General features: G+C 51.4%; 27 protein-coding genes. 15 read left to right on the top strand and 12 right to left on the bottom strand.

The genetic code is table 11. From position 1 onward, the window contains the following. Window positions 1-4: 4 nt before the first annotated feature. The 5 genes from ftsL to bioB form a co-directional block, all read right to left on the bottom strand. The gene (gene ftsL / locus AOC34_RS00815) at window positions 5-271 is read right to left on the bottom strand and encodes a cell division protein FtsL (RefSeq protein WP_108468330.1); all 267 of its coding nucleotides are present in this window, start codon (window positions 269-271) and stop codon (window positions 5-7) included. Beyond that, window positions 268-1,242, bottom strand: coding sequence for a 16S rRNA (cytosine(1402)-N(4))-methyltransferase RsmH (gene rsmH / locus AOC34_RS00810; RefSeq protein ID WP_108468329.1), 975 nt, complete (start codon window positions 1,240-1,242; stop codon window positions 268-270). The genes ftsL and rsmH overlap by 4 nt, the downstream gene beginning before the upstream one ends. A gap of 12 nt (window positions 1,243-1,254) precedes the next feature. Continuing rightward, the gene (mraZ, locus tag AOC34_RS00805) at window positions 1,255-1,683 is read right to left on the bottom strand and encodes a division/cell wall cluster transcriptional repressor MraZ (protein WP_108469965.1); all 429 of its coding nucleotides are present in this window, start codon (window positions 1,681-1,683) and stop codon (window positions 1,255-1,257) included. A gap of 296 nt (window positions 1,684-1,979) precedes the next feature. Then, complete coding sequence (coq7, locus tag AOC34_RS00800) at window positions 1,980-2,594, bottom strand: 2-polyprenyl-3-methyl-6-methoxy-1,4-benzoquinone monooxygenase (protein ID WP_199908331.1); 615 nt, start codon at window positions 2,592-2,594, stop codon at window positions 1,980-1,982. Window positions 2,595-2,617: 23 nt separating this feature from the next. Then, on the bottom strand, window positions 2,618-3,652 hold the full coding sequence (bioB, locus tag AOC34_RS00795) for a biotin synthase BioB (protein WP_108468328.1): 1,035 nt from the start codon (window positions 3,650-3,652) through the stop codon (window positions 2,618-2,620). Window positions 3,653-3,739: 87 nt separating this feature from the next. On the opposite strand from bioB, the gene bioA reads away from it, so the two are divergent. The 3 genes from bioA to bioD are packed head-to-tail and all read left to right on the top strand — an operon-like array spanning window position 3,740 to window position 7,112. Continuing rightward, window positions 3,740-5,104 (top strand): adenosylmethionine--8-amino-7-oxononanoate transaminase, encoded by a 1,365-nt coding sequence (gene bioA, locus AOC34_RS00790; RefSeq protein WP_108468327.1) that lies wholly within the window; start codon window positions 3,740-3,742, stop codon window positions 5,102-5,104. Further along, window positions 5,101-6,369: an aminotransferase class I/II-fold pyridoxal phosphate-dependent enzyme gene (locus AOC34_RS00785; protein ID WP_108468326.1), complete on the top strand. Its 1,269-nt coding sequence runs from the start codon at window positions 5,101-5,103 to the stop codon at window positions 6,367-6,369. Before bioA ends, AOC34_RS00785 begins: the two co-directional genes overlap by 4 nt. Continuing rightward, the gene (gene bioD, locus AOC34_RS00780) at window positions 6,366-7,112 is read left to right on the top strand and encodes a dethiobiotin synthase (RefSeq protein ID WP_108468325.1); all 747 of its coding nucleotides are present in this window, start codon (window positions 6,366-6,368) and stop codon (window positions 7,110-7,112) included. The genes AOC34_RS00785 and bioD overlap by 4 nt, the downstream gene beginning before the upstream one ends. On the opposite strand, the gene AOC34_RS00775 is transcribed toward bioD, so the two are convergent. Further along, window positions 7,083-8,795, bottom strand: a complete 1,713-nt coding sequence (locus AOC34_RS00775; RefSeq protein ID WP_108468324.1) for an AMP-binding protein — start codon at window positions 8,793-8,795, stop codon at window positions 7,083-7,085. The genes bioD and AOC34_RS00775 overlap by 30 nt on opposite strands. A 109-nt stretch (window positions 8,796-8,904) precedes the next feature. On the opposite strand from AOC34_RS00775, the gene AOC34_RS00770 reads away from it, so the two are divergent. Then, on the top strand, window positions 8,905-10,101 hold the full coding sequence (locus AOC34_RS00770; protein WP_108468323.1) for a M20 aminoacylase family protein: 1,197 nt from the start codon (window positions 8,905-8,907) through the stop codon (window positions 10,099-10,101). A 17-nt stretch (window positions 10,102-10,118) separates the two neighbouring features. Here AOC34_RS00770 and AOC34_RS00765 read toward each other — a convergent pair whose 3' ends face one another. Continuing rightward, window positions 10,119-10,895 carry an enoyl-CoA hydratase gene (locus AOC34_RS00765; protein WP_108469963.1) on the bottom strand — a complete coding sequence of 259 codons (777 nt, stop codon included), beginning with the start codon at window positions 10,893-10,895 and terminating at the stop codon, window positions 10,119-10,121. A 46-nt stretch (window positions 10,896-10,941) separates the two neighbouring features. Continuing rightward, window positions 10,942-11,829 (bottom strand): murein transglycosylase A, encoded by an 888-nt coding sequence (gene mltA / locus AOC34_RS00760; RefSeq protein WP_234408110.1) that lies wholly within the window; start codon window positions 11,827-11,829, stop codon window positions 10,942-10,944. Here mltA and AOC34_RS10305 point away from each other — a divergent pair. Continuing rightward, a complete protein-coding gene (locus AOC34_RS10305) occupies window positions 11,828-12,235 on the top strand; it encodes a hypothetical protein (protein ID WP_234408189.1) in 408 nt (135 codons plus the stop codon). The genes mltA and AOC34_RS10305 overlap by 2 nt on opposite strands. Window positions 12,236-12,248: 13 nt before the next feature. On the opposite strand, the gene apaG is transcribed toward AOC34_RS10305, so the two are convergent. Continuing rightward, window positions 12,249-12,623, bottom strand: coding sequence for a Co2+/Mg2+ efflux protein ApaG (gene apaG, locus AOC34_RS00755; protein WP_108469961.1), 375 nt, complete (start codon window positions 12,621-12,623; stop codon window positions 12,249-12,251). An 84-nt stretch (window positions 12,624-12,707) separates the two neighbouring features. On the opposite strand from apaG, the gene rpe reads away from it, so the two are divergent. The 5 genes from rpe to trpC are packed head-to-tail and all read left to right on the top strand — an operon-like array spanning window position 12,708 to window position 17,320. After that, window positions 12,708-13,427 (top strand): ribulose-phosphate 3-epimerase, encoded by a 720-nt coding sequence (gene rpe, locus AOC34_RS00750; protein WP_108468322.1) that lies wholly within the window; start codon window positions 12,708-12,710, stop codon window positions 13,425-13,427. Continuing rightward, window positions 13,427-14,932, top strand: coding sequence for an anthranilate synthase component I (gene trpE, locus AOC34_RS00745; RefSeq protein ID WP_108468321.1), 1,506 nt, complete (start codon window positions 13,427-13,429; stop codon window positions 14,930-14,932). Before rpe ends, trpE begins: the two co-directional genes overlap by 1 nt. Further along, window positions 14,916-15,488 carry an anthranilate synthase component II gene (locus AOC34_RS00740; protein WP_108468320.1) on the top strand — a complete coding sequence of 191 codons (573 nt, stop codon included), beginning with the start codon at window positions 14,916-14,918 and terminating at the stop codon, window positions 15,486-15,488. The genes trpE and AOC34_RS00740 overlap by 17 nt, the downstream gene beginning before the upstream one ends. Before the next feature lie 3 nt (window positions 15,489-15,491). Further along, the gene (trpD, locus tag AOC34_RS00735; protein WP_108468319.1) at window positions 15,492-16,520 is read left to right on the top strand and encodes an anthranilate phosphoribosyltransferase; all 1,029 of its coding nucleotides are present in this window, start codon (window positions 15,492-15,494) and stop codon (window positions 16,518-16,520) included. Next, entirely contained in the window at window positions 16,517-17,320 is an 804-nt protein-coding gene (trpC, locus tag AOC34_RS00730; protein WP_108468318.1) for an indole-3-glycerol phosphate synthase TrpC, read from the top strand. Before trpD ends, trpC begins: the two co-directional genes overlap by 4 nt. Here the strand turns inward: trpC and AOC34_RS00725 are convergent. Beyond that, window positions 17,317-17,892, bottom strand: a complete 576-nt coding sequence (locus AOC34_RS00725) for a hypothetical protein (protein WP_108468317.1) — start codon at window positions 17,890-17,892, stop codon at window positions 17,317-17,319. The genes trpC and AOC34_RS00725 overlap by 4 nt on opposite strands. A 123-nt stretch (window positions 17,893-18,015) precedes the next feature. Between AOC34_RS00725 and AOC34_RS00720 the strand changes: the two genes are divergently transcribed. Then, the gene (locus tag AOC34_RS00720; protein ID WP_108468316.1) at window positions 18,016-18,375 is read left to right on the top strand and encodes a winged helix DNA-binding protein; all 360 of its coding nucleotides are present in this window, start codon (window positions 18,016-18,018) and stop codon (window positions 18,373-18,375) included. 6 nt (window positions 18,376-18,381) lie between these two features. Here the strand turns inward: AOC34_RS00720 and ychF are convergent, their stop codons facing one another. Beyond that, window positions 18,382-19,476, bottom strand: a complete 1,095-nt coding sequence (ychF, locus tag AOC34_RS00715; protein WP_108468315.1) for a redox-regulated ATPase YchF — start codon at window positions 19,474-19,476, stop codon at window positions 18,382-18,384. A gap of 40 nt (window positions 19,477-19,516) precedes the next feature. Here ychF and AOC34_RS00710 point away from each other — a divergent pair, with 40 nt between their 5' ends. The 4 genes from AOC34_RS00710 to AOC34_RS00695 are packed head-to-tail and all read left to right on the top strand — an operon-like array spanning window position 19,517 to window position 24,148. Beyond that, window positions 19,517-20,803 (top strand): FAD-dependent monooxygenase, encoded by a 1,287-nt coding sequence (locus AOC34_RS00710; protein WP_108468314.1) that lies wholly within the window; start codon window positions 19,517-19,519, stop codon window positions 20,801-20,803. Next, complete coding sequence (locus AOC34_RS00705; protein WP_108468313.1) at window positions 20,800-21,537, top strand: DsbC family protein; 738 nt, start codon at window positions 20,800-20,802, stop codon at window positions 21,535-21,537. Before AOC34_RS00710 ends, AOC34_RS00705 begins: the two co-directional genes overlap by 4 nt. 22 nt (window positions 21,538-21,559) lie before the next feature. Continuing rightward, window positions 21,560-23,317 (top strand): M61 family metallopeptidase, encoded by a 1,758-nt coding sequence (locus AOC34_RS00700; protein WP_108468312.1) that lies wholly within the window; start codon window positions 21,560-21,562, stop codon window positions 23,315-23,317. A gap of 27 nt (window positions 23,318-23,344) precedes the next feature. Continuing rightward, window positions 23,345-24,148: a uracil-DNA glycosylase gene (locus tag AOC34_RS00695; protein ID WP_108468311.1), complete on the top strand. Its 804-nt coding sequence runs from the start codon at window positions 23,345-23,347 to the stop codon at window positions 24,146-24,148. On the opposite strand, the gene AOC34_RS00690 is transcribed toward AOC34_RS00695, so the two are convergent. Beyond that, window positions 24,128-24,397: a hypothetical protein gene (locus AOC34_RS00690; protein WP_234408109.1), complete on the bottom strand. Its 270-nt coding sequence runs from the start codon at window positions 24,395-24,397 to the stop codon at window positions 24,128-24,130. The two genes, AOC34_RS00695 and AOC34_RS00690, sit on opposite strands and share 21 nt — an antisense overlap. Window positions 24,398-24,403 lie beyond the last annotated feature (6 nt).

Below are 24,403 nucleotides of genomic sequence, written 5' to 3'. Positions count from 1 at the left end.
CGCTTCACCGCTCTTCTCGCAAATAAATGGTTCGATTGGGTGAAATAGGACTCATATTGAGTTGATTGCGTGCTGCATCGCGAATCCGCGCCGATTTCGATAAATTCCGTTGCTCGTACTCAAGGCGCAGCCACTCTTGATTGAGTTTGCGCTCTTCTATTTGCGCGCGCTCAATTGCAGTTACCAACTTACGACCACGCTGCTGCGCCGATACGAGCGAGAGCGCGCAGATTAAAAGCAAGGCCAGTAAAGTTAAGGTAGCACGATTCATTGGCTCACCTGTTTTCGGTATATAAGACCTGCTTCAAGGCTACGTTTTTGCGCTACACGCATGACTGCAGAGCGTGCGCGTGGGTTATCACTTATCTCAGTACTGCTTGGCTTGACTCTAGAGATGAGCTCCAATTCACCCTGCGGTAAATCTTTTGCGCGAATGGGCAAACCGCGCGGCACCTCGACTGCTGAATGCGTTTGCATAAACTGCTTGACGATGCGGTCTTCTAAGGAGTGAAAGCTGATGACAACTAAACGTCCACCTGGCTTGAGTAAATCCAAGGCTGCTTGAAGTCCACTGGCCAAATCATCCAACTCTTTATTGATGAAGATGCGCAGCGCTTGAAATGTCCGCGTTGCTGGATCTTGTCCTGGCTCGCGTTTTTTAACAACGCCGGCAACAAGGTTAGCCAACTCCATGGTGCTTGCTAAGGGCTGATTTAATTCACGGCGCGCAAAGATCGCTTTCGCAATCGGCAAGGCAAAGCGTTCTTCCCCATAGGTTTTAATCACGCGCGCAATGTCTTCGACGCTTGCTTGATTTAGCCACTGCGCTGCAGTCAATCCGGTCGTGGTATTCATGCGCATATCAAGCGGTCCATCGCGACGAAATGAAAACCCTCGCTCGGCCTCGTCGACCTGTGGCGAACTGATACCTAAATCGAGTAACACTCCCGCTACTGATGCGGGCTCGGCATGCTGCGCCATACTGGCGAAGCTGCTGTGCACAATCTGAAAACGTGAGTCCGTTATTTTTTTTGCCTCTGCAATCGCTTGCAGATCCTTGTCGAATGCAATCAACTGCGCATCGAATCGCATCGCCTCTAAGAGTGCTCGCGTATGACCACCGCGCCCGAAAGTGCCGTCGATCACAATTGATTTCTCGGACGATTCTGCTTGCAATAAAGGGCTTTCCAATAGTGCAGTTACCGCCTCGGCCAGTAAGACTGGGCGATGAGTCTGATTCATGCGGCCCTGTCATTAATAAGTAAATTGTTTGAGGGCGTCCGGCACACCTTGCATCATTGCGGCCTGCTCTTTTGTTGCGTACGTTGCTGCATCCCATAACTCAAGATGACTACCCATGCCAAGCAGAATGACTTCACGCTGAATACCTGCAGCAGATCGCAGTTCGGGGCTGACTAAAATTCGGCCCGCACTATCCAGATCGAGTTCGGTTGCATTACCGAGAAAAATTCGACGCCACCAATGCGCATCCATTGGTAATTGCGCTACACGCGCTCGAAATGCTTCCCACTCAGGGCGTGGAAAAAGCATCAAACAGCCATCGGGGTGTTTTGTAAGCGTCACTCTTCCCTCACCTTGCACGAGCAAGGCGTCACGATGCTTTGCCGGCACAGACATGCGGCCTTTTGCATCTAAATTGAGAGATGACGCACCCTGAAACACCATTTACCCCACTTTTTCACACTTCTTCCCACTTTAGAGGAAGGGATTCAGAGGGTCAAGTCTTTTAATGGTTTTTTTTGGATTTTCTCTAGTGTTTACAGTCACTTAGCGATGACTATTGAGAAAGGTATTTTAAAAATAGTCACCCGAAACAAGGGCTTGGAAAATATACTTAAGAAGGTATCTTAGATATATACCTTAATTATCTAAATTAATACTGTTTATATATACAGTATTAATAGACTTTGGGTAAATAATGCCCTCTTTTTTTATTCGGTTTTGCTCCGCAATCCGATTCACACCTTGTAGGCTGCTGTAGTCATGACTTTGGAAACAGCCTCCATGGCATTTTTGATGGGCTGTGGCAAAGGCTGGCCGCCCGCATCCCATGCTGATTGGCCGTGATTGATTTCATCGCGACGCATCTGATCGACGATGGCACGTGAGCGCGCATCTGCCAGTGGCAAGGTTTCAAGGTGGCTATTAAGGTGCTTTTCAACCTGCTTTTCGGTTTCCGCGACGAAGCCCAGACTCCATCGATCGCCCGCTAAGCCAGCTAATAGGCCGATGCCAAAGGACCCAGCATACCAAATCGGATTTAAATAACTGGTGTGCGAACCAAGCTCAGACAGGCGCTCTTCACACCACGCCATGTGGTCCATTTCCTCTTGCGCCGCAACGTCCAGCATGGCTCGCGTTTCCGGGCTGCGTGCAAGTATTTTTTGCGATTGGTATAAGGCTTGGGCGCACACTTCGCCCACATGATTAACCCGCATGAGCCCGGCTGCATGGGCTCGCTCGGCAGAATCAAGGGTGGCTGTATTTTCTGCTGTCGGCATTGCACGACGGGCCTGAGCGCCGCCAGCAAGGGATCGCAAAGCGACATCAAACTCGGTAATGAATCGGTCCAGCAATGACATGGGCATAGCTAAAACTATACCGTTACTTCCGCCTTCATGTGTTGCTTTGTCTTGAGGCCGAGCTCGGCCAGCAGTGCGCGATCCTCTTCTGCCTCTGGGTTACCGGTTGTCAGCAATTGATCGCCGTAAAAAATCGAATTGGCACCCGCCTGAAAGCACATCGCTTGGACGGCTCGGCCTAGCTCTTGTCTGCCGGCCGATAAACGCACACGGGCTTTGGGCATGGTGATCCGTGCAACGGCAATGGTTCGCACAAACTCCAAGGGGTCCATCGGTGGCTGATCCGCCAGTGGCGTTCCTGCCACTGGAACCAAATGATTAATTGGCACAGACTCGGGATACGGACTCAAATTAGCCAGGCGCGCAATGAAGGCAGAGCGCTGCTCGCGCGACTCGCCCATGCCCACAATACCGCCACAGCAGACCGACATACCAGCGGCGCGGACATGCGAGATCGTATCTAGGCGATCCTGATAATCACGGGTCTTAATTACTGAGCGGTAGAAATCCTCGCTGGTATCGAGATTGTGGTTATAAAAATCCAATCCCGCACCCTGCAGCGCCTTGGCCTGCTCTGGCTCGAGCATACCCAGTGTGGCGCAGGTTTCAAGACCCAGGGCTTTGACCCCCCGAATCATGGCGGACACTTTTTCAATATCACGGTCTTTGGGTTCACGCCAGGCTGCGCCCATACAGAATCGATTGGAGCCGGCTGCTTTCGCTGCTTTCGCTGCCTCTAGCACTTCCTCTAAATCCATCAGTTTGTTGGCTTTAACATCCGTGTTGTACCGCGCTGCCTGGGGGCAATAGCCACAATCTTCCGGACAGCCGCCGGTCTTAATGGATAACAAGGTGGCCAATTCCACATCACCCTCTGGGAAATAAGCCCGGTGCACTTCTTGGGCACGAAAAAGCAAGTCATTAAAAGGCAAGGCAAACAAGGCTTCGACCGCCGCTACCGTCCAGTCACCCTGAGAAACACTTGCTTTGGCGGCCGATGCCGACATTGCTTGAATCAGGGGTTTTTCGAGGACTTGGCTTTGGGACATAAGGAAATTCCAAAAAAGGAGGCAATAAGCCATAAACATAACAGATGAATCCACTTCAAGCCGAAAACTAATGGTCAAATATCACTCATGACGACATCGGTAAGCCAGCCCAAATCAACTGACGAGTGGATTTTGCGCAGTCTTGCGTCGGTATGGCACCCCTGCACACAAATGAAGCACCATGAGCAGATGCCCCTGGTGACGATTGCGCGAGGGAAAGGTGCTTGGTTGTATGACGATCAAGATAAACCCATTCTGGACTGCATCAGCTCTTGGTGGACCAATTTATTTGGGCATTCCAACCTGTTTATTAATCAACGCATTCAGGCTCAACTCGAAAAAATAGAGCACGTGATGCTGGCGGGTTTTACACACCAACCGGTCATTGAGCTCTCGGAACGCCTCTCCGCTTTAACGCAGCATCGCTTAGGCCATGCTTTTTACGCATCGGACGGCGCCTCTGCCGTTGAGATTGCTTTAAAGATGAGTCATCACTATTGGCAACTTGCCGGCAAGCCTGAGAAATCCCGCTTCGTCTGTTTGCAAAACAGTTACCATGGCGAAACCCTAGGCGCTTTGGCAGTAACCGATGTGCCGCTGTTTCGCACTGCGTACGGATCACTACTTTCAGATGTGTTCACAGTGATGTCGCCGGACAGTCGCCAAGCGCAGGATGGGGAATCAGAAGCCGAAGTTGCGCTGCGCGCCGCGCATGAATTAGAAAAGCTTTTGCAACGCGAACACCATCATATTGCCGCCCTCATATTAGAGCCACTGGTGCAATGTGCTGGGCAAATGGCGATGCACCCCCCAATCTATCTTCAGCGTGCCCGTGCACTGTGTGACCAGTATGGCGTTCACCTCATCGCCGATGAAATTGCCGTGGGGTGCGGCAGAACGGGCAAGTTCTTTGCCTGTGAGCATGCAGGCATTTGGCCTGACTTCATCACCCTCTCCAAAGGAATTAGTGGCGGCTATTTACCGCTATCACTATGCCTAACAACTGACGCCATTTATCAGGCCTTCTATTCGGATGACACGGCCCGCGGATTTTTGCATTCCCACTCTTACACTGGCAATCCCTTAGCCTGCGCTGCTGCGCTGGCCTGCCTTGATCTGTTTGCATCAGAAAACGTTTTGGAGTGCAATCTACAACGCGCGCACGATCTAGCATCTGCATTTACTTGGACAAAGTCAGATAAGCGCATTAAATACCTCAGGCAACAAGGCATGATCTTGGCTTTTGATGTTGTCCCTGATGCATTGAATAAGCCCGGCACCTTTGCCCGCGAAATATTTACACGTGGCATCGAGGAAGGAATTTTAGTAAGGCCCATTGGCTCTACTGTCTACGTCATGCCGCCCTACATACTCAGCGCCGATGAAACCATGGAAATGGGTCAGCGCATTCAGCAGGTGGTGGAAGACGTTCTGCACGCACAAAAACCATGAAGTCCAGGACAACTCCGTTCACTGCCCTTGCGCTTGCGCAGCAACAGCTAGATACCCTGGATGCCTCTCTGTTGCGACGTCGCCTCAAGCAAACGCAAAGTCCCTGCGATGTCGAAGTCAATGTGGCGGGTCGCCAACTGAAGGCATTTTGCAGTAACGATTACCTGGGTTTTGCCAATCACCCGCGGCTTATCGCAGCGATGGCTGAAGGCGCAGCGCAATATGGTGTTGGTAGCGGCGCCTCTCACCTTATTAGCGGCCATAGCATGGCACATGACTTACTTGAAACTGAATTAGCCCGTACCCAAACGGAGCATATCCACGATGCGCGCGCGCTCTTCTTTTGCACGGGCTATCTTGCCAATATCACCGCGATTACTGCGCTAGCAGGATTGTGTTTACAAGCAGCAAAACAGAATGCTGGCATTAGCATCTATTCCGCCAAGTTAAATCACGCATCCCTGATCGATGGCGTCAAACTGGCAGCGGCACAGACAAAAGCAAGCGTTCATTTATTCGATCACACGAAGCTAGCTGATTTAAATGAAATGCTGCAAGCGGATGCATCGGCGCATAAATTGATTGTGACGGATGGCGTCTTTAGTATGGATGGCGACTTGGCTCCGGTTGCCGATTTGCTATCGATTGCAGAAGCCCATGACGCCCTACTAATTGTCGATGACGCACACGGCTTTGGTGTACTCGGAAAATACGGTCACGGTATTTTGGAGCACTGCCAAATTCAATCGGATCGCATTGTTTACATCGGCACCCTGGGTAAAGCCGCTGGGGTCAGTGGTGCCTTTGTCTGTGCACATAAAACATTGATGGAGTGCCTGATTCAAAAAGGGCGGCCGTATATTTACAGCACCGCCACTCCTCCTGCCATTGCGCATACGGTGCTGGCGAGCTTGCATCTGATTGAAGGCGAGGAAGGCCAAGCGCGACGGGCTCACTTAAATCAACTGATTGCCATTTGGCATCACGAATTACAACTTCAGCATTGGCAAATCAGTTCGTCGATGACGCCGATTCAGCCGCTGGTATTGGGTAGTAATGCGGCGGCACTATCAGCATCAAAACAATTAGACGAGGCAGGTTACTGGATTCCGGCGATACGTCCACCGACCGTTCCAGAAGGCAGTGCGCGCCTGCGGATTACGTTCTCCGCCAATCACAGCACCCAGGCAGTGCGCGAACTCATTGCAGCGTTACAAAAAATAGAAGCCCTCGTTTACACCTCCAGCGGAATGAAAGCAGTATGAGTCAATTGCGTAATCGTGGATTTTTTATTACTGGCACCAATACTGAAGTCGGCAAGACGCTGATTGCTTCTGCGCTGATTCTCAAAATCAAAGCGCTTGCACCCAATCAAACAGTCATGGGCTTTAAGCCGGTCGTTGCCGGAACAAGCCAGTCTCCTGCAGGCCTAACGGTGAACGAAGATCTCGAATCACTCAAGCTGGCATCCGGCTACCCAGGGAATGCGAGAGATCTATGCCCTTATGTGTTACCAACCCCGGCTGCACCCCACCTAGTAGCGAAATCGATGGGCGTCACGCTCGAGCTATCTGCCATGCTGTCTGCCTATCAAGCAATCAGTACAAAGGCCGACTGGACTGTAGTCGAAGGTGCGGGCGGTTTTTTAGTACCCATCAATGAAGAGCAGGATTTAGGGGATTTGGCCGAGGCTCTGCAAATGCCGGTCATCCTGGTAGTTGGGCTGCGCCTGGGCTGCATTAATCATGCGCTCTTAACCGTTGCAGCGATTGCTAAGCGCGGTCTTACGCTTGCCGGATGGGTAGCTAATACGCTTGATGCGGACATGCCCTACTTGCACGAGAATATCGACACACTGCGGGCACGCATTGCGGCGCCGCTCTTGGGTATCGTGAATGCACTACCGGCGGAGTGTCAGCATCAAACGAATCAAGCCTATCCACTAGCGGCAATGCAGTTTGCAGCCGATGCGCTTGACTCAGACCGCGTTGCGCGCTTGATCACGTAGCACGCGACGCAGTATCTTGCCGACGTTGTTTTTAGGCAGGCTCTCCGTAAACTCGATTGCACTCGGGCGCTTGTAGGGGCTGAGCTGCTCTACGCATACCGCCATAATCCGCTCCGCAGTCAAATCAGGGTCATCTGACACAACAAACAGCTTCACTAACTCACCCGATGCGGACTCGATACCGACGACAGCACATTCCAATACGCCAGGTATGGATGCAACAACATCCTCTACTTCGTTTGGATACACCTTAAATCCAGCAACCGTAATCATGTCTTTTTTGCGATCAACGATGCGGAAAAAACCGCTCGAGTCCATCTCGCCAATGTCGCCCGTCTTAAAGAATCCATCTGCTGTAATGGCATTGGCGGTTTCTTCCGCTTGATTCCAATACCCTTGCATCACTTGCGGACCTCGAATGTAAATCTCGCCCACCTCTCCTACTGGCAACGGCATTCCTGATTCATCTCGAATCGACAACTCCGTATCAGGGAGTGGATAGCCAATGCCGCCAGTAAATGATTCGATCAAAGGGGTATTGCAACAGGCCACGGGGGCAGTCTCCGAGAGGCCATAGCCCTCGGCAATCGCAACACCGGTGAGCGCTTTCCAGCGGTCTGCTACGGATTTTTGTACCGCCATGCCACCGCCAATTGTCAAGACCCATTGCGAGAAATCCAACCTAGCAAAGTCGGCATTATTTAGCAGGGCTTGAAACAAGGTATTAACGCCGGGGAAAAAATTGATCTCTGGAAATGCTTTCAAGATTCCGACTAAATTGGGAACATCACGGGCATTGGGGACCAAAATAATTTTCGCGCCCAAACGCATACCCAAAAGACCGCATCCCGTAAATGCGAAGATGTGATACAGCGGTAGTGCACATAAAAAATTCCACTGCCGAATGGGCTTGACCTTCTCAATTGGCCTTAGCCAGGTTTCCACTTGCAATAAATTGGCGAGTAGATTACGGTGCGTCAAAATGGCGCCCTTACTCACACCCGTAGTGCCGCCGGTGTATTGCAATAAGGCAATCGAATCCCCACTCAGGTGCGGCTTTTGATACTTCGCCCGCTTACCCAAATCCAGCGTTGGCTTGAGTTGCAAGCAATTGAGGTTTGCTGGCAAGCTATAAGGTTCTACCTTGCGCTTAAATGTACGAATAAAACGATCCAACCAAGGACCACGCCAGCCCAAAAACTCACCAATACTACTGACAAACGCGTACTTGATTGGCAGCCCTGGATTGATGTGGAGGGCTTGCTCTAAGGTGTTGCCAAAATGCTCTAAAAACACAATCGCCTCAGCTCCGCTATCGCGCAACTGAAACTCCAATTCATGCGCGGTGTACTGTGGATTGATGCTCACCACCACATACCCCGCCCGCATAATTCCGTATAAAGCAACGGGGTATTGCGGCAAGTTGGGCAACATAATCGCTACGCGCGCACCCTTGCTTAATCCGATGCCTTGCAAGTAGCTGGCAAATTGCGCAGATGCTGCATCGAGCTCGCTATAGGTAAGGCCCTTACCCATGCACCAAAATGCCGTCCGGTCTGCATAGGCGCTAAACGCCTCCTCCAGCACTTCCACCACCGAATGATGTGCGCTGTAATCCAATTGTGCAGGCACGCTAGCGGGGTATTGCGCAAGCCAAGGAAGGGATGGGGCAGTGTTTGACATAGGATCCAGAATGTTGTTTCCGTACTGTAGCAATATTCGTATTTTTTAGGATTTATACCGTATTGCATTGCAATATGCAGGTGATTTCCCTTTCAGATAAGATCCTTCTATGCGATTACTTCCTGAAATCGTCGATTCAGCGGCAAGCATACAAGCCATTCGACGTGACATCCACGCCCACCCCGAGTTGCGCTTTGAGGAAATCCGTACGGCTGAACTGGTAGCGGAAGCGCTCACCAACTGGGGCATTCCAATAGTGCGCGGCCTAGGCAAGACTGGGGTGGTCGGCCGCATTGATGGTGACGCGGGCCCAGGAAAAATGATTGGTTTGCGCGCCGATATGGACGCCCTGCCGCTGCAAGAAAAAAATGCGTTTGCGCATGCATCGCAACATGCCGGGAAAATGCATGCCTGCGGTCACGATGGGCACACCGCTATCTTGCTCGGCGCTGCACACTACTTTTCAACCCACCGCAACTTTGCTGGCTCGATCATCTTTATCTTCCAGCCGGCAGAAGAAGGGGGCGGCGGCGCTCGCGAAATGATTAAAGATGGTTTGTTTAAGCAATTTCCTTGCGATGCTGTTTTCGGCTTACACAATTGGCCCGGTTTAGCGGAAGGTCACTTTGGTGTTACTCCGGGGCCGATGATGGCATCGAGCAATGAGTTCACGATCACCATTCGCGGCAAAGGCGGTCATGCCGCCTTACCCCACAACAGCGCCGATCCCGTTCTTGCTGGAGCACACGTGGTCACGGCACTGCAAAGCATCATTACCCGCAATAAGCGTCCGGTTGATGCCGCCGTTCTATCGGTTACGCAGTTTCATGCGGGCGAGACCAGCAATGTAATTCCCGATAGCGCCATGATTGGGGGCACGGTTCGCACCTTCACACACGAGGTGCTCGACCTGATTGAGCAGCGCTTAAATGAAGTTGCCCAGCATGTTGCAAAAGGTTTTGATTGCCAAGCCGATGTTGTCTTCACGCGCAATTACCCACCTACGATTAACCACGAGCAAGAAACGCAATTTGCCATCGGCGTCATGCAGGATCTCGTGGGCAAAGACAACGTCAATGTCCGCATTGATCCCACTATGGGTGCAGAAGACTTTGCCTTTATGTTGCAAGAAAAACCCGGATGCTATGTATTTTTGGGCAATGGCGATGGCGATCACCGCAGTACCGGTCATGGCATGGGGCCGTGCCACCTGCACAATCCCTCGTACGACTTTAATGACGCGCTGATCCCGGTCGGCGTGAATTACTGGGTCGCATTAGCGCAAAAATTCCTGGACAAGCCCTAAGCCGCCAGGCAATTCAATTACGAATTTTTAAATTGTGGTGGGCGCTTCTCAATGAATGCGGCCATGCCTTCTTTTTGATCGTCTGTTCCAAAACAGCTGTGAAAGAGACGGCGCTCAAAGCGAATGCCTTCCGACAAAGGCATCTCATACGCTGCGTTGATGCTCTCTTTCACCATCATGGTGGTGAGTAGCGGCATGTCGGCAATGGTCTTTGCAATCGCAACCACTTGAGTGAGTAACTCTGCGGCGGGGAAAATGCGGCTCACTAAACCCGCGCGCTCGGCCTCTTGCGCATCCATCATGCGCCCAGTAAGGCATAGATCCATTGCTTTGGATTTAGAGACTGCTCTCGGTAAGCGCTGCGTACCGCCTGCGCCCGGCAAGATGCCTAATTTCACTTCGGGCTGACCAAACTTGGCACTATCACCAGCAATGATCATGTCGCACATCATGGCAAGCTCACAACCTCCGCCAAGCGCATAGCCATTGACCGCTGCAATCACTGGCTTACGAATTTTCCGAATGGTCTCCCAATTGCGGGTAATGAAGTCCTGTCGATACACTTCATGAAATCCATACTCAGCCATCTTCGCAATGTCTGCTCCAGCAGCGAAGGCTTTCTCGCTCCCCGTAATAATGATGCAGCCAATCTGGTCGTCCGCATCAAATGCCAAAAGGGCCGCACCCAACTCATCCATCAGAGCATCGTTTAAGGCATTAAGGACTTGTGGGCGATTTAACGTAACCGTTGCTACTTTGCCATCGACGGCGGTGAGTATGGTGTCGTAATGCATTTTTTCCTTTAAGCGCTTGCGATTTTGCACGCATCATTGCGCGCATTTACTTCGGTAATAGTAACCACATCTGCCCGTCTTGCTTCATCCTACCAGCAAGCTCTCCAGCGGCATCACCCGTACCCCAATAGTAATCGGCACGAACGCCGCCCACAATAGCCGTCCCCGTATCTTGTGCCATCACTAAGCGGCGTAAGGATTGCTTACTTAAGGGCCGTGTGGTTGCAATGAAAACAGGTGCTCCGAGCGGCATTGCTTTGAGATCAACGGCAATACTGCGCTCTGCCGTTAATGGCACACCTAGAGCGCCGATTGGGCCTAAATCGGGGCTGACATTGCTCGGCAACTCCTTAAAGAATACAAACCGTGGATTGGCATTGAGCATCTCTTCCACGCGGCGGGGATTGCGTTTTGCCCAGCTCTGAATGCCCTGCATCGTCGCTTGGCTGCGGGTGATCTCGCCTTTATTCAAAAGCCATTGCGCAAAGGATTTGAATGGTTGCTCATTGGTACCAGCAAAGCCAAAACGCAAAACCGTACCGTCATCCAATTGAATTTTGCCCGAGCCCTGAATTTGCATGAAGGCTGCAGCAACCGGGTCTTCGACCCACACCAGCTCTGAGCCCCGCAATACATTGGATTCCATTAACTCGGCGCGACTGGGTCCCGGATTGGGTTTGTTGCGCTTCCATGCTGCGGGGTAACCATACAGGGGCACCGTGTATCGCGACGTGCGTACGCGCGAGCCATTCATGATCGGCTCGTAATAGCCTGTCACTAGGCCCGTTTCACTACTAGTGGAATTGCTACGAATGGAGTATGCCTGAAACGCATCTTCGAAATAGCGTCGCACTGCCTGTGGATTTGAACCAGAAACAGTTTTGGCGCGATCGCAAACACCGCTCCAGGAGCGCGTGCTATTGCGCTTCACCATGGCTTTGCAACTCTCAAGCCATGCAGACCAAGCCGCGCTCAAATCATCTTCTTGCCAGCCGGGTATTTGCTGCCATGCGACCGGACTAAAGCTGGCGATCGAGCTAGTAAAGCTGGCTGCAGGAGCACTGCTTTCAATCGATGGTGTGCGTTGTCCTGGGGCTCGTGTAGGTGGACTAGCGCACCCCGCCAGCAAAACCAGCACCAGAGCACACATCGCGATAAGATTAGACCGTTGCAGCGGTGGCTGTTTATTGCTTTTACAAAAAGGGTGCAAATTCATCATCATGATTGCCAATTTACTCGATCAATACCCCATGCTGCTGTTTGTACTCGAGGGACTGCTTGCCTTATGCCTGCTTTTATTTATTGTTTTTTGGACTAGCAAGGGCAGAAAAGAGGACTAAGCCCCCAACACCCTTAATGCAGGGTGCGCGGCATCACCAGGGCAAATTCAGCGATCGGCGCCTGAAAAAAGTGGGCATCCTCGGTAACACAGAAGTATTCCCCGCGCATGGTTCCAGCCGGCGTGGGCAAAGTGGCCCAACTGGTGTATTCAAACTGCTCGCCTGTGCGCAATAGGGGCTGCTGCCCCACAATCCCTAAACCACGAACCTCCTGCACGGCATTGTCTCCATCCGTGATGTGCCAGTGGCGTGCAATGAGCTGCACCGGAGTAGTGCCGATATTACGAATCGTGACCGTGTAGGCAAAGGCAAATTGCCGGTTATCGGGGTCAGACTGCTCTGGCAAGTACTGGGTGCGTACGGAAATACGGATTTCGTGGGAATTCATGGAGGCATTCTGCTTCATCCTGAGGGCAACTGCAAGCTAGAATCTAGGTATGGACCGTCAAAAACCCTTTTCTTTCAAGCCAATATGAGCCAAAAGCCAGAACTAGGTCAATCGAAGCAATACCTTATTGCCCCCTCCATTCTGTCGGCTGACTTTGCTCGCCTCGGCGAAGAGGTCACTGGCGTTTTGTCCGCCGGGGCAGACTGGGTGCACTTTGATGTGATGGACAACCATTACGTTCCCAATCTAACCATTGGGCCTTTGGTTTGCGAAGCCATTCGCTCCTATGCCGTGAAAGATGGCAAACCAGCCATGATTGATGTCCATTTAATGGTGGAGCCCGTTGACCGCATCATTCCAGACTTCGCCAAGGCGGGAGCCAATTTAATTAGCTTTCATCCGGAAGCGAGTAGCCACGTACACCGCAGCCTGAATTTGATTCGCGACCATGGCTGCTACGCTGGCCTCGTGTTTAATCCGGCTACGCCACTGGATCACCTTGATCACACCTTAGACTTAATTGATTTGGTTTTGCTAATGTCGGTAAATCCGGGTTTTGGTGGGCAATCCTTTATTCCGAGCACGCTAGAGAAAATTGCGACGCTACGTGCGCGCCTCGATCGCCATGAGCGGGAGACTGGCAAACACATTCGCCTCGAAGTCGATGGTGGCATTAAGGTCGACAATATCGCGGCGATTGCCAAGGCGGGTGCCGATACTTTTGTTGCGGGATCGGCTATTTTTGGTAAACCAAATTATGCGGATGTCATTGCGGCCATGCGAACGGAAGTGAGCAAAGCCTAATGCAACGCGCTGAATTTGATGCCCTAGCCGCTCAGGGTTTTAATCGCATCCCCCTTGTACAAGAAACCTTAGCCGATTTAGAAACGCCGCTATCTCTGTACCTCAAGCTCACGAGTACCAGCGGTCAAAAAAATACCTATTTACTAGAGTCCGTTGTTGGGGGTGAGCGCTTTGGGCGTTTTTCGTTTATTGGTCTCCCAGCAAAAACCATTCTTCGCTCGGTTGGTACGCCGCTCGCACCCGTCACCGAAGTCGTTACCGATGACGCAGTTGTTGAAACCAATCGCGACAATCCATTGGATTTTGTCGATGCGTACTTTAAGCGCTTTAAGGTAGCTGTTCCTCCTGGCCTCCCGCGCTTCTGCGGCGGCCTCGCCGGCTACTTTGGTTATGACACGGTACGCTACATCGAATCCCGTCTTGCGCAACATACCTTGCCCGACGAATTGCATGTACCCGATATTCAATTGATGCTCACCGAAGAGCTCGCAGTGATTGATAACGTCGCGGGCCGTATTTATTTAATCGTCTATGCGGATCCCAACATCAAAAACGATTTTGAGCGGGCGCAGGCCAGATTAGATGAACTGCGTCAGTGCATTGGTCGATCGATCACCATGCCAGCAACACCACCAAGCACCAAAACCGAGTTGATTCGCCGATTTGATGCGGCTGATTTTGAAGCTGCCGTTCGCCGCACCAAAGACTACATCCTGGCAGGCGACTGCATGCAAGTGGTCATTGGTCAGCGCATTAGTAAGCCATTTACTGAATCGCCATTGGCACTCTACCGCGCACTGCGCTCATTGAACCCTTCACCCTATATGTATTTCTATGATTTCGGTGACTTGCAGGTGGTCGGCTCATCGCCCGAGATCTTGGTACGCCAAGAGCTGCGTGAATCACAAAAGATCGTCACCATTCGTCCCTTGGCTGGAACCCGTCCGCGCGGCGCTACCCCCGAAGAGGATGCGCGCTTAGCTACCGAACTACTCGCCGATCCAAAAGAAATTGCCGAGCACGTGATGTTGATTGACTTGGCGCGCAACGATGTGGGTCGCATTGCTAAGACCGGCACGGTGAAGGTCACGGACTCGATGGTGATTGAAAAATACTCCCACGTACAACACATCGTCAGCTCGGTCGAGGGCGAGTTACTCGATAACATGAGTAATATGAATGTGCTCCGAGCTACTTTTCCAGCAGGTACTTTATCGGGCGCTCCTAAAATACGCGCCATGGAAATCATCGATGAAATGGAAATTACCAAGCGCGGCATCTACGGTGGAGCAGCCGGTTACCTGTCTTTTTCTGGCGACATGGATGTGGCCATTGTGATTCGTACCGGTGTCATTCGCGATGGCATGCTGCACTCGCAGGCGGGTGCCGGGGTTGTGGCTGACTCTGACCCAGCTGCTGAGTGGCGTGAAACCGAAGCCAAGGCGCGTGCGGTTCTGATGGCCGCTGATTTAGTACAAGGAGGTCTTGATGCTCCTCATGATTGATAACTACGATTCGTTTACCTATAACTTGGTGCAGTATTTTGCAGAACTGGGTGAAGATGTTCGCGTGTATCGCAATGATGAAATTACCCTTGAACAGATTGAGGCACTCAAACCGGATCGCATCTGTATTTCACCAGGGCCTTGCAGTCCAAGCGAGGCCGGCATTTCAGTGGATGTGATTAAGCACTTTGCTGGCAAGGTGCCTATTTTGGGAGTCTGCCTTGGCCACCAGGCGATTGGCGAAGCCTTCGGGGGCGACATCATTCGCGCGCAGAAGGTCATGCATGGCAAAACCGATGCGATTACGCATACCGGTGCTGGTGTATTTGAAAAGCTCCCAAGCCCATTTACGGTCACGCGCTATCACTCGCTCGCGATTGATCGCAAGACCATTCCAGCGTGCTTAGAGATTACAGCGCAATCTGCCGATGGCGAGATCATGGGCGTTCGGCACCGTGAGTTACCGATCGAGGGCGTCCAGTTCCATCCCGAGTCGATTTTGTCGGAGCAAGGCCACGCCCTACTCAAGAACTTCCTGCACTTAAAGGCCCATTAATCCATGGCGATCTCACCATCCGAAGCCCTGCAATGCTGTATTGACGGTCGTGAACTGAGTCATGATGATATGACCGCGATGATGCGCCACATCATGAGCGGTGATATTCCGCCCACCCTGGTCGCCGCTTTTTTAGTCGCGCTGCGAACCAAAAAAGAAACCGTGGGTGAAATTGCTGCTGCAGCGCAAGTCATGCGTGAGTTTGCTACTCCGGTTCAAGTCAGCGACACACGCCATTTAGTCGATGTGGTTGGCACCGGCGGTGATGGTGCGCACACCTTCAATATTTCAACCGCAGCGATGTTTGTGGCAGCTGCTGCCGGCGCCAAGATTGCCAAGCATGGTAATCGCAGCGTGAGCAGCAAGTCCGGCAGCGCCGATGTTTTAGAGTCCTTGGGCGTCAATCTCAACGTCAGTCCAGAGCGTGTTGCAGAAAGTATTTCAACGCTGGGCGTAGGCTTCATGTTTGCCCCCAACCACCACCCTGCAATGAAGAACGTGGTTCCGATTCGCAGAGAGCTCGGGGTTCGCACCATTTTTAATATTTTGGGGCCGCTCACCAATCCAGCCAATGCCAAACACATTTTGATGGGTGTGTTTAATGCGGAGTTGGTCGGCATTCAGGCGCGCGTATTGCAATCCCTTGGTATGACCCATGCCATGGTCGTGTTTGGCCGCGATGGCCTTGATGAAATCTCCCTCGAGGGCCCTACGCTCATCGGCGAACTCAAAAATGGCCTTGTCAGTGAATATGAGATCCATCCCCGTGATTTTGGTTTAAGCACCGCTCCCACTAGCGGCTTTCAGGTAGCCAATGCCGACGAGTCCAAGCAGATTGTGCTGCGCGTTCTCAGCGGCGAGGCAGGTCCTGCCAGCGATATTGTTTGCCTTAATGCCGGTGCCACGCTCTATGTTGCTGATCTCGTGCCGGACATTGCCGCCGGAATTGCTATGGCTAAAGCGGCGATTGCAAGTGGCGCTGCTCGCAGTACCTTGGATCAGTTCATAGCAACAACGCAGGTTCAATCATGAGTGATATCTTAGATCGCATTATTGCGACTAAGCGCGTTGAAGTCGCGCACGGCCTGAACACCATGCCAATGAACGCATTACGTGATCAAGTCGAAGCGCAGCGTCAAGACCCTCTTTTTAAACCGCGTGGGTTTGTAGCCGCGATTGAGCGTAAGATCGCGAGCGGTAATCCAGGCATCATCGCTGAAATTAAAAAAGCCAGTCCGAGCAAGGGCATCTTGCGTGCGGACTTTGAGCCTGCATCGATTGCAAAAAACTATGAGCAGCACGGTGCAGCTTGCCTCTCTGTATTAACAGATGTCGAGTACTTTCAGGGCTCCAGTGACTATTTAAAAGCAGCACGCGCAGCTTGTACCCTTCCGGTGCTACGCAAAGATTTTATGATCGACCCCTACCAGGTGCTTGAGGCGCGCGCGATGGGTGCAGACGCAATTCTGCTGATTGCAGCGGCTCTTGATTTAGATCACATGCGTGAGCTTGAGCAATACGCACATGATCTGGGCATGGATGTCTTGGTTGAAGTACACAATGCAGAAGAGCTTACGGCTGCGCTGCAGCTTAAAACTCCCTTACTCGGCATCAATAACCGTAACCTCAAGACCTTTGAGGTTACCTTAGACACCACTATTGACCTACTCAGCAGCATTGGCGGCGACAAGATTATCGTGACTGAGTCCGGAATTCTGGAGAGAGCGGATGTTCTGCGTATGCGAGAGCATCACGTCAATGCATTTTTAGTAGGCGAAGTATTTATGCGAGCGCCCGACCCTGGCGCCGCGCTTGCTGCACTTTTTGCCTAACTCCTTCTAGGTACGCCACGCCGCATTAAATCAATGCCGTATTTGATGAGAGCAGTTAACAAAATAGATCCTGCGACATCGCCAGCAAACATCACCAGAAAATGATTGAGGCTGCCTGACTCTAAGTCGCGCAACACAAACCAATACTGATGGAATGCCGAACTCATTAATGCGTAGACCACAATGCAAAGAAGAATTTTTTGCATACTTAAATTACTGAGGTCATTACTAATGTACGTGTTCGAGACAACAACCCACTTCGCGAATAAAGGTGCAAATCCGGATATCAAGCCAATGCCAATGCAGGTGAATAAATCGGGTGGGAAAACCCCAAAATACGAAATAGCGAAGGAAGCCGCTGCAATACCGATGGCACCAGCCAAACCAAATATCAAAATGAGAAATAAGCGCAAGCCTGCTGGCAAGTAAATCCAGCTCACACCGAGATCGTATTTCAGCATCTCAGTGATCCAGTCATTGAAAAAAAATAAAGCACTGTACAGTAGCGCACTAATCAGTGCGCCCAGCAGAAAAAGCCGCGGGCGTTCAGAGGAAATGCTGATGTGTTCCATGCTTTAATTCTATGCAATTATTTGCTCAGCATATGTATAGAGGGTTTATACTTAGCTTTATGGTGTACACCGCGCATAATGTATTGACTACTAAAACGTAATCCACATCGAAAAAACTGAATAATGCCAGGCCCATCCAGCTCCAAGAATTCTGCCTATATTCGCTTCCTCAATTTAATTGATGTGTTGGATCGCATTAATCCGGGCAAGAAATTAGATGCCACCGAGGAAAGTTTACTCAATAAGATTGTTTTAAGCGCGCACCAAGGTCAGGTTATGTTGGTGGGAGATTTGATTTCGCTCGCTGAATTCGGTTCGCAAGCGACCTTACATGGCCGACTGAAAAACTTACGCGCGATGGGCTTAATCGAGATGAACGCCGATGAGGATGGCCGTAAAAAACACGTTGTCCCAACTAAGCTTGCCATCAAGCGCTACGAAGAATTATCCAAATGCCTCGAAAAAGCAGTTCGCGCAGGCTAAATAAACTTAGACGTTAAACAAGAAATTCAGCACGTCGCCATCTTTGACGATGTACTCTTTTCCTTCGGCGCGCATTTTGCCTGCCTCTTTCGCGCCCGATTCGCCCTTGTATTGAATAAAGTCATCAAATGCAATGGTTTGGGCTCGAATAAAGCCGCGCTCAAAATCCGTATGGATCACGCCCGCTGCATTAGGTGCAGTGTCCCCAATGCGAATCGTCCAGGCACGCACCTCTTTTACGCCTGCCGTGAAATAGGTCTGCAAACCCAGCAAAGCATAGCCCGCACGAATCACCCGATCTAGGCCGGGCTCTTGCATGCCCATATCAGCCAAGAATTCCGTCTTATCGGCATCCTCTAGATCGGCAATCTCAGCCTCAATGGCAGCGCAAACCGCCACAACTGGGGCGCCCTCTTTCGCTGCGTGTGCAATCACCGCATCCAAATGCGGGTTATTTTCAAAGCCATCGTCTTTCACATTAGCCACATACATGGCAGGCTTAGCAGTAATCAAGCAAAGGGGCTTGAGAAGCAACTTCTCATCATCACTCAGGCTCATGCTTCGCACTGGCTGCGCCTCATTCAAATGGGTCTGGACCTTGCTCAGAACAGCTACCAAGGCAGCCGCTTCTTTATCGTTGCCTGACTTGGCTGCTTTACTCGAGCGATTCAGGGTTTTTTCAACCGTGGCTAAATCAGATAGCGCCAATTCCGTATCAATCACCCCAATGTCTGAAATGGGATCGATCTTACCGGCAACGTGAATCACATTCGGGTCATCAAAGCAGCGCACCACATGGGTAATTGCATCGGTTTCCCGAATATTTGCCAAAAATTGATTACCAAGGCCTTCGCCCTTGGATGCACCAGCAACCAAGCCCGCAATATCAACGAACTCGACGGCCGCCGGCACAATGCGTTCTGGAGTCACGATAGCAGCCAAGGCAGCTAAACGGGGGTCAGGAACCTCGACTACGCCTACATTGGGCTCAATCGTGCAGAACGGATAGTTTTCTGCCGCGATTCCAGCTTTGGTAAGCGCATTAAAGAGGGTAGATTTGCCGACGTTAGGCAGGCCGACGATGCCGCATTTTAAAGACATGCCTCCATTGTAATTCGGCTTGTTTCGATATCATCGGGTTATGGCATTCCATTCATCCAAATCCGCTTCTTCAGCCAAGGCGCCCGCACCGGTCTCTGGCAAAACACGTCAGTGCGATATTGCCATCATTGGAGGGGGTATTGTCGGTAAGGCCTGCGCCCTAGGCCTGGCGCAACAGGGTTTTGATGTAGTCCAAATTGCACCAGATTTAGACCAGCAAACCGCCAAACCCAGCGGGGATCGCTGGACTGAACGCATTTACGCTATTTCTCCTGGAACTCGCTCCCTACTGCAATCCCTACAAGTGTGGGATGCGATTGATCATGCCCGCCTCCAAGTGGTCCGCGATATGCGCATCTATGGCGACCGCGGTGAACCCAGCGATGGATTGCATCTTTCCGCATTTGAAGCGGGCGTTCCCCAGCTTGCCTGGATTGGAGAGTCCGATTTACTGGAGCATACCCTCGAGCAAGCCTGCCGCTTTCAGTCCAAATTGGAGTGTGTTGTTGGATCGCTCGAGAATGTGTTTATTGAGCCCGATGGCGCTTTACTCCGAGTCGATGGCGCGCAATCACCGATCGAGATTAAAGCCAGTTTGGTCATTGCAGCCGATGGCGCGAATTCATCCCTGCGTTCCATGCTCGAAATCCAAACCGATGAAAAGTCGTATGAGCAACGCGCGGTGGTCGCCAATTTTGTATGTACGAACGCCCATTTAGAAACCGCATATCAGTGGTTTTTACCAGGCGGCGACATTCTGGCGATGCTACCTCTACCGGGCAAGCAGGTGTCGATGGTGTGGTCAACCTCCCCTGAAAATGCCACCCGACTCCTTACGCTCGATACCAACCAATGGCAGTCAGAGTTTGCAATGCTGCAGGATGGTGCGATTGTGCATGCCCTCGGAACACTCACCCCACACTCGAGGCCAGGCTCATTTCCCTTACGCAAAATCCGCGCGCAGCGCGTGATTGGGCCGGAGCTCATGCCCAAGGTGATTTTGATTGGGGATGCTGCGCACGTCATTCACCCCTTAGCTGGGCAAGGATTAAATTTGGGCTTACGTGATGTGGCCGCTTTGCTGCGCATCCTGCGCGAACGTGAATCATTTCGAGCAATTACCGATCCGGTCTTGCTACGCCGCTATGAACGCGAACGCCATGGCGATACCAGTGCCATACTGTGGGTAACTGATCGACTCAAGCAACTGTTTACGAGCGCGAGCCCTCTCCAGAAACACATTCGCAATTGGGGCATGGGCCTAGTCAACCGCAGTCATCTGATTAAACGGTATTTAATTAAAGAAGCCTTAGGAGAAGTGCAATGAAAAACAATCTGCGAAATACCGCTTCCGCCTTAGCATTCTGCGCTAGCGTCATTGGCTTATTGGCTAGCGCTCCTCTTGCACAGGCCCAAAATACCCAACAGATTAAGGCGGAGTTGCAAAAGCGACTGGGCAGCACCGCCAACATCAAAGGGGTGTCAGCCTCACCGGTGCCCGGCTTATTTGAAGTACAACTCAATGGTGAAATCTTTTATACCGATGCCAATGCAAAATACCTGATTCAGGGTGAAGTCATTGAATTAGCTTCCGGTCAAAATCTTACTGAAAAGCGTCAGGCTGATCTCAATCGGATTCGCTGGTCTGATTTGCCCCTAAGCAATGCAGTCAAAATGGTGCGCGGCAATGGCAGTCGTCAACTCGCTGTTTTTGCTGACCCCAATTGCGGTTACTGCAAGCGCCTGGAAAAAACGTTTCAGCAGTTAGATAACGTAACGGTATACACCTTTTTATTGCCGATTCTGTCTGCAGACTCGGTGCAAAAGTCCAAGCAAATTTGGTGCTCTGCGGATGCCACAAAAGCATGGGCCGACTGGACCATCAATAACACCACACCCAGCGGCAAAGGCGAGTGCACTACGCCGATTGATAAGAACCTAGCCTTGGCTAAGTCCTATGGCATCACCGGCACACCCACCATCTTCTTTACCGATGGCTCACGCTTTCCGGGCGCAGTGCAGTTAAGCGACATTGAAAAGAAATTTGCTTCGCTGAAATAAACCAACTCAACTGACTTTTTCTATGGCCATTCCAGCAATTCAATATACCGTCCATGCCGCTGACTTAGATGGCCATCGCTATGAGGTTACCCTGCGCATCGCCAATCCTAATCCTGCGGGACAAGTGCTACGGATGCCAGCTTGGATTCCGGGCAGTTATTTAATTCGGGACTTTAGTAAGCACATTGAAAGCATTGCTGCTTTTTCCATTACGGATACAACAGAGACCGAGCTACAGCTCGAGCGCATCGACAACGATAGCTGGAAGTTGCCTCAAGTCGATTTAGGTTCTGTAGTTGAAGTTCGTACTACGGTGTATGCCTTTGATACTTCAGTTCGCACGGCATATCTGGATTCGGAGCGCGGCTTTTTTAACCCCAGCAGCCTATGCTTGGCCGTGGAAGGTCAGACACACTTACCTACTGCGCTCGCAATTGCGCCCATCGGTACGTGGTCGGTACAAACCACCTTAAGTCGCGTAAAGACAGATTCTGCCGGTTTTGGTTTTTACCTCGCACCCAACTATGACGCCCTACTCGATCATCCGGTGGCGCTGGGACATTTTCAGACGATTGATTGGAAATCCCGCGGCACCGCTCACAGCATGGTGATTCAGGGCTGCCTACAGGAAGTCGATCGCCAGCGTTTAGCTACTGACTTGTTTGCTATTTGTGAATCCATCATTGATTTATTTGAACCGAAGACAAAGCAAGCGCCATTTCAGTGGTATTTATTTTTAGTCAATGCGGTTTTATCCGGCTACGGCGGTTTAGAGCACGCCGACAGCACGGCATTGCTGTGCAATCGCGATCACTTGCCGCAACAAGGCTCCCCTCTGAATGAAGATGGCTATCGCGAATTTTTAGGTCTATGTAGCCACGAATACATTCATGCTTGGTTAGTGAAGCGCATTCAGCCCAAGGCATTCCAGCCCTACGATTTGCAAGTCCGCAATCACACACGCCTGCTTTGGCTTTTTGAGGGCTTCACCAGCTACTACGATGACTTGCAATTGCTGCGCAGTAAGCGCATTGCCTTGCAGCCCTACCTCGATTTAGTCGCCAAGAATTGGAATATGGTTTTGCGTGGTCCTGGTCGTCATAAGCAAAGCGTCGCGGATAGCTCCTTTGATGCCTGGACCAAGTATTACCAGGCCGATGAACACACCCCCAATGCCGTAGTGAGCTATTACGCCAAAGGCGCTTTAATTGCGCTTGGGTTGGATCTACTCATTCGGGCACAAACGCGCCAACGCAAATCCCTAGATAACGTCATGCAATTGCTTTGGGCTGCGCATGGCAAAACACAAGAGGGCCTTCTAGAGGATGGTTTTGATCGGATTGTACTGGCTGCGATTGGGCCTGACTTTAAAAAGCCCTGGCTGCAATTTAAGGCGCGATTCATCGAGGGTACGCATGACCTACCGCTGGCTCAGTGGCTTACAGCCCAGGGTATTGCGGTTAGTGATAAAAAAATGAGTCTGCTCGAGCAGATGAAATTGCAATGGGCGATGCGCTACAGCGATCAGAATGGCTGGGTCAAGGTAACGAATGTGCTGGATGGCGGAATCGCTCAGCGTGCTGGTTTGGCTCCTGGTGATTTGATCTCTAGCATCAACGGTCAACGTCTTACTCCCATTCGACTGGATGCGGTGTTTGCGCAATTACAAATGGGAACAAATGCACGCTTGCGTTTTTATCGTCAAGACTGCGAGCATGAAAGCCAATTTGTATTGGAACCCTCCAGCCCCGTTATGCAGTACCAATTGTCCGCAAAGTAAATCAACTCTTACGAACACGGCGTGGCAATGCTCAATGTAGAAGCGCTAATACCAGACGACTGGAAATTACTGCTTGGGGATTACCTCGCCTCACCGGATTGGCAGCAGCTACAAGCTAATGTGCATAAGGCAATTGAGGAAGATGGGAATGCCATTTGCCCACCACCCCCGCTGTTCTTTCGGGCTTTAGCGCTGACTCCAGTAGATGCCGTATCAGTGGTGATTCTTGGGCAAGACCCTTACCACTCGCCAGGCTTAGCTCAAGGCTTGGCATTTTCAATACCCGCTTCCGTTGTTCCCGGCTCACGCAGCTTTCCAAGTTCGCTGCGCAACATCAGCAAAGCGTTAGAGCTCGAAGGTTTTGGTTACTTGGCGCACGGCGACTTAGGCGATTGGGCCAAACAGGGCGCCTTACTTTTGAATACAGCGCTTAGCGTCAAACAAGGGGAGGCTGGCAGCCACTTTCATCTGGGTTGGCAGCACTGCATCAATGCGCTGATCCGTCAGTTGTCGATCGAAAAACCCAATTTAGTCTGGCTGCTGTGGGGAGCGCATGCCCAATCCAAAATACCCTTGATTGAGCATGGAATACTTAATTCAGAGGAACCAAGCCATCTGATATTGCAAGCCTCACACCCCTCGGGCTTGGGAGTTTATAAAACAGCGCAGCCTTTTTTAATTCAGCAGCGCACGGGTGAGCAGCCCAATGCAAGCTGCGGCCATTTCACTAAAACCAATGATTGGTTGATTGCCCACGGCAAGAGGCCCATTCGCTGGATTGATCCCCAGCAGCAACTGAGGCAAAGCGGCTTATTTGCGGATAAGCGTTAATAGCAAGCCGGCGAGCCAGGCTGACCCGATGGCAGTTAGCCACTCCGCAATCTGACCCGATTGAAATAGCCCTAAGGCCTGCCCCCCATACGATCCGGCAGCAGCGCCCAGAAAGCCCGCCAAGAAAAGGCCGCAGATCCCCAATAGTCCTGTTTTTTGGCGTGAGCGGCCAGGGTAAAAGTAATACGCCGACCACCCAACAGCCGACCCAATCAGTAGAAAAGCCAAAAACCCCATGCGCATCCCCATTAAAAC

The organism is Polynucleobacter difficilis (assembly GCF_003065365.1).
GTDB classification, from domain to species: domain Bacteria; phylum Pseudomonadota; class Gammaproteobacteria; order Burkholderiales; family Burkholderiaceae; genus Polynucleobacter; species Polynucleobacter difficilis.
The sequence above is the reverse complement of the archived record's forward strand: the minus strand, read 5'-3'. Positions and strand labels throughout refer to the sequence as shown.

Bases quoted from the DNA above. Each gene is read 5' to 3' on its own strand.
- ftsL (WP_108468330.1), bottom strand. From the start codon at position 271: ATGAATCGTGCTACCTTAACTTTACTGGCCTTGCTTTTAATCTGCGCG.
- rsmH (WP_108468329.1), bottom strand. From the start codon at position 1,242: ATGAATCAGACTCATCGCCCAGTCTTACTGGCCGAGGCGGTAACTGCA.
- bioB (WP_108468328.1), bottom strand. From the start codon at position 3,652: ATGTCCCAAAGCCAAGTCCTCGAAAAACCCCTGATTCAAGCAATGTCG.
- bioA (WP_108468327.1), top strand. From the start codon at position 3,740: ATGACGACATCGGTAAGCCAGCCCAAATCAACTGACGAGTGGATTTTG.
- AOC34_RS00785 (WP_108468326.1), top strand. From the start codon at position 5,101: ATGAAGTCCAGGACAACTCCGTTCACTGCCCTTGCGCTTGCGCAGCAA.
- bioD (WP_108468325.1), top strand. From the start codon at position 6,366: ATGAGTCAATTGCGTAATCGTGGATTTTTTATTACTGGCACCAATACT.
- AOC34_RS00775 (WP_108468324.1), bottom strand. From the start codon at position 8,795: ATGTCAAACACTGCCCCATCCCTTCCTTGGCTTGCGCAATACCCCGCT.
- AOC34_RS00770 (WP_108468323.1), top strand. From the start codon at position 8,905: ATGCGATTACTTCCTGAAATCGTCGATTCAGCGGCAAGCATACAAGCC.
- AOC34_RS00765 (WP_108469963.1), bottom strand. From the start codon at position 10,895: ATGCATTACGACACCATACTCACCGCCGTCGATGGCAAAGTAGCAACG.
- AOC34_RS10305 (WP_234408189.1), top strand. From the start codon at position 11,828: ATGGCTTTGCAACTCTCAAGCCATGCAGACCAAGCCGCGCTCAAATCA.
- mltA (WP_234408110.1), bottom strand. From the start codon at position 11,829: ATGGTGAAGCGCAATAGCACGCGCTCCTGGAGCGGTGTTTGCGATCGC.
- apaG (WP_108469961.1), bottom strand. From the start codon at position 12,623: ATGAATTCCCACGAAATCCGTATTTCCGTACGCACCCAGTACTTGCCA.
- rpe (WP_108468322.1), top strand. From the start codon at position 12,708: ATGAGCCAAAAGCCAGAACTAGGTCAATCGAAGCAATACCTTATTGCC.
- trpE (WP_108468321.1), top strand. From the start codon at position 13,427: ATGCAACGCGCTGAATTTGATGCCCTAGCCGCTCAGGGTTTTAATCGC.
- AOC34_RS00740 (WP_108468320.1), top strand. From the start codon at position 14,916: ATGCTCCTCATGATTGATAACTACGATTCGTTTACCTATAACTTGGTG.
- trpD (WP_108468319.1), top strand. From the start codon at position 15,492: ATGGCGATCTCACCATCCGAAGCCCTGCAATGCTGTATTGACGGTCGT.
- trpC (WP_108468318.1), top strand. From the start codon at position 16,517: ATGAGTGATATCTTAGATCGCATTATTGCGACTAAGCGCGTTGAAGTC.
- AOC34_RS00725 (WP_108468317.1), bottom strand. From the start codon at position 17,892: ATGGAACACATCAGCATTTCCTCTGAACGCCCGCGGCTTTTTCTGCTG.
- AOC34_RS00720 (WP_108468316.1), top strand. From the start codon at position 18,016: ATGCCAGGCCCATCCAGCTCCAAGAATTCTGCCTATATTCGCTTCCTC.
- ychF (WP_108468315.1), bottom strand. From the start codon at position 19,476: ATGTCTTTAAAATGCGGCATCGTCGGCCTGCCTAACGTCGGCAAATCT.
- AOC34_RS00710 (WP_108468314.1), top strand. From the start codon at position 19,517: ATGGCATTCCATTCATCCAAATCCGCTTCTTCAGCCAAGGCGCCCGCA.
- AOC34_RS00705 (WP_108468313.1), top strand. From the start codon at position 20,800: ATGAAAAACAATCTGCGAAATACCGCTTCCGCCTTAGCATTCTGCGCT.
- AOC34_RS00700 (WP_108468312.1), top strand. From the start codon at position 21,560: ATGGCCATTCCAGCAATTCAATATACCGTCCATGCCGCTGACTTAGAT.
- AOC34_RS00695 (WP_108468311.1), top strand. From the start codon at position 23,345: ATGCTCAATGTAGAAGCGCTAATACCAGACGACTGGAAATTACTGCTT.
- AOC34_RS00690 (WP_234408109.1), bottom strand. From the start codon at position 24,397: ATGGGGATGCGCATGGGGTTTTTGGCTTTTCTACTGATTGGGTCGGCT.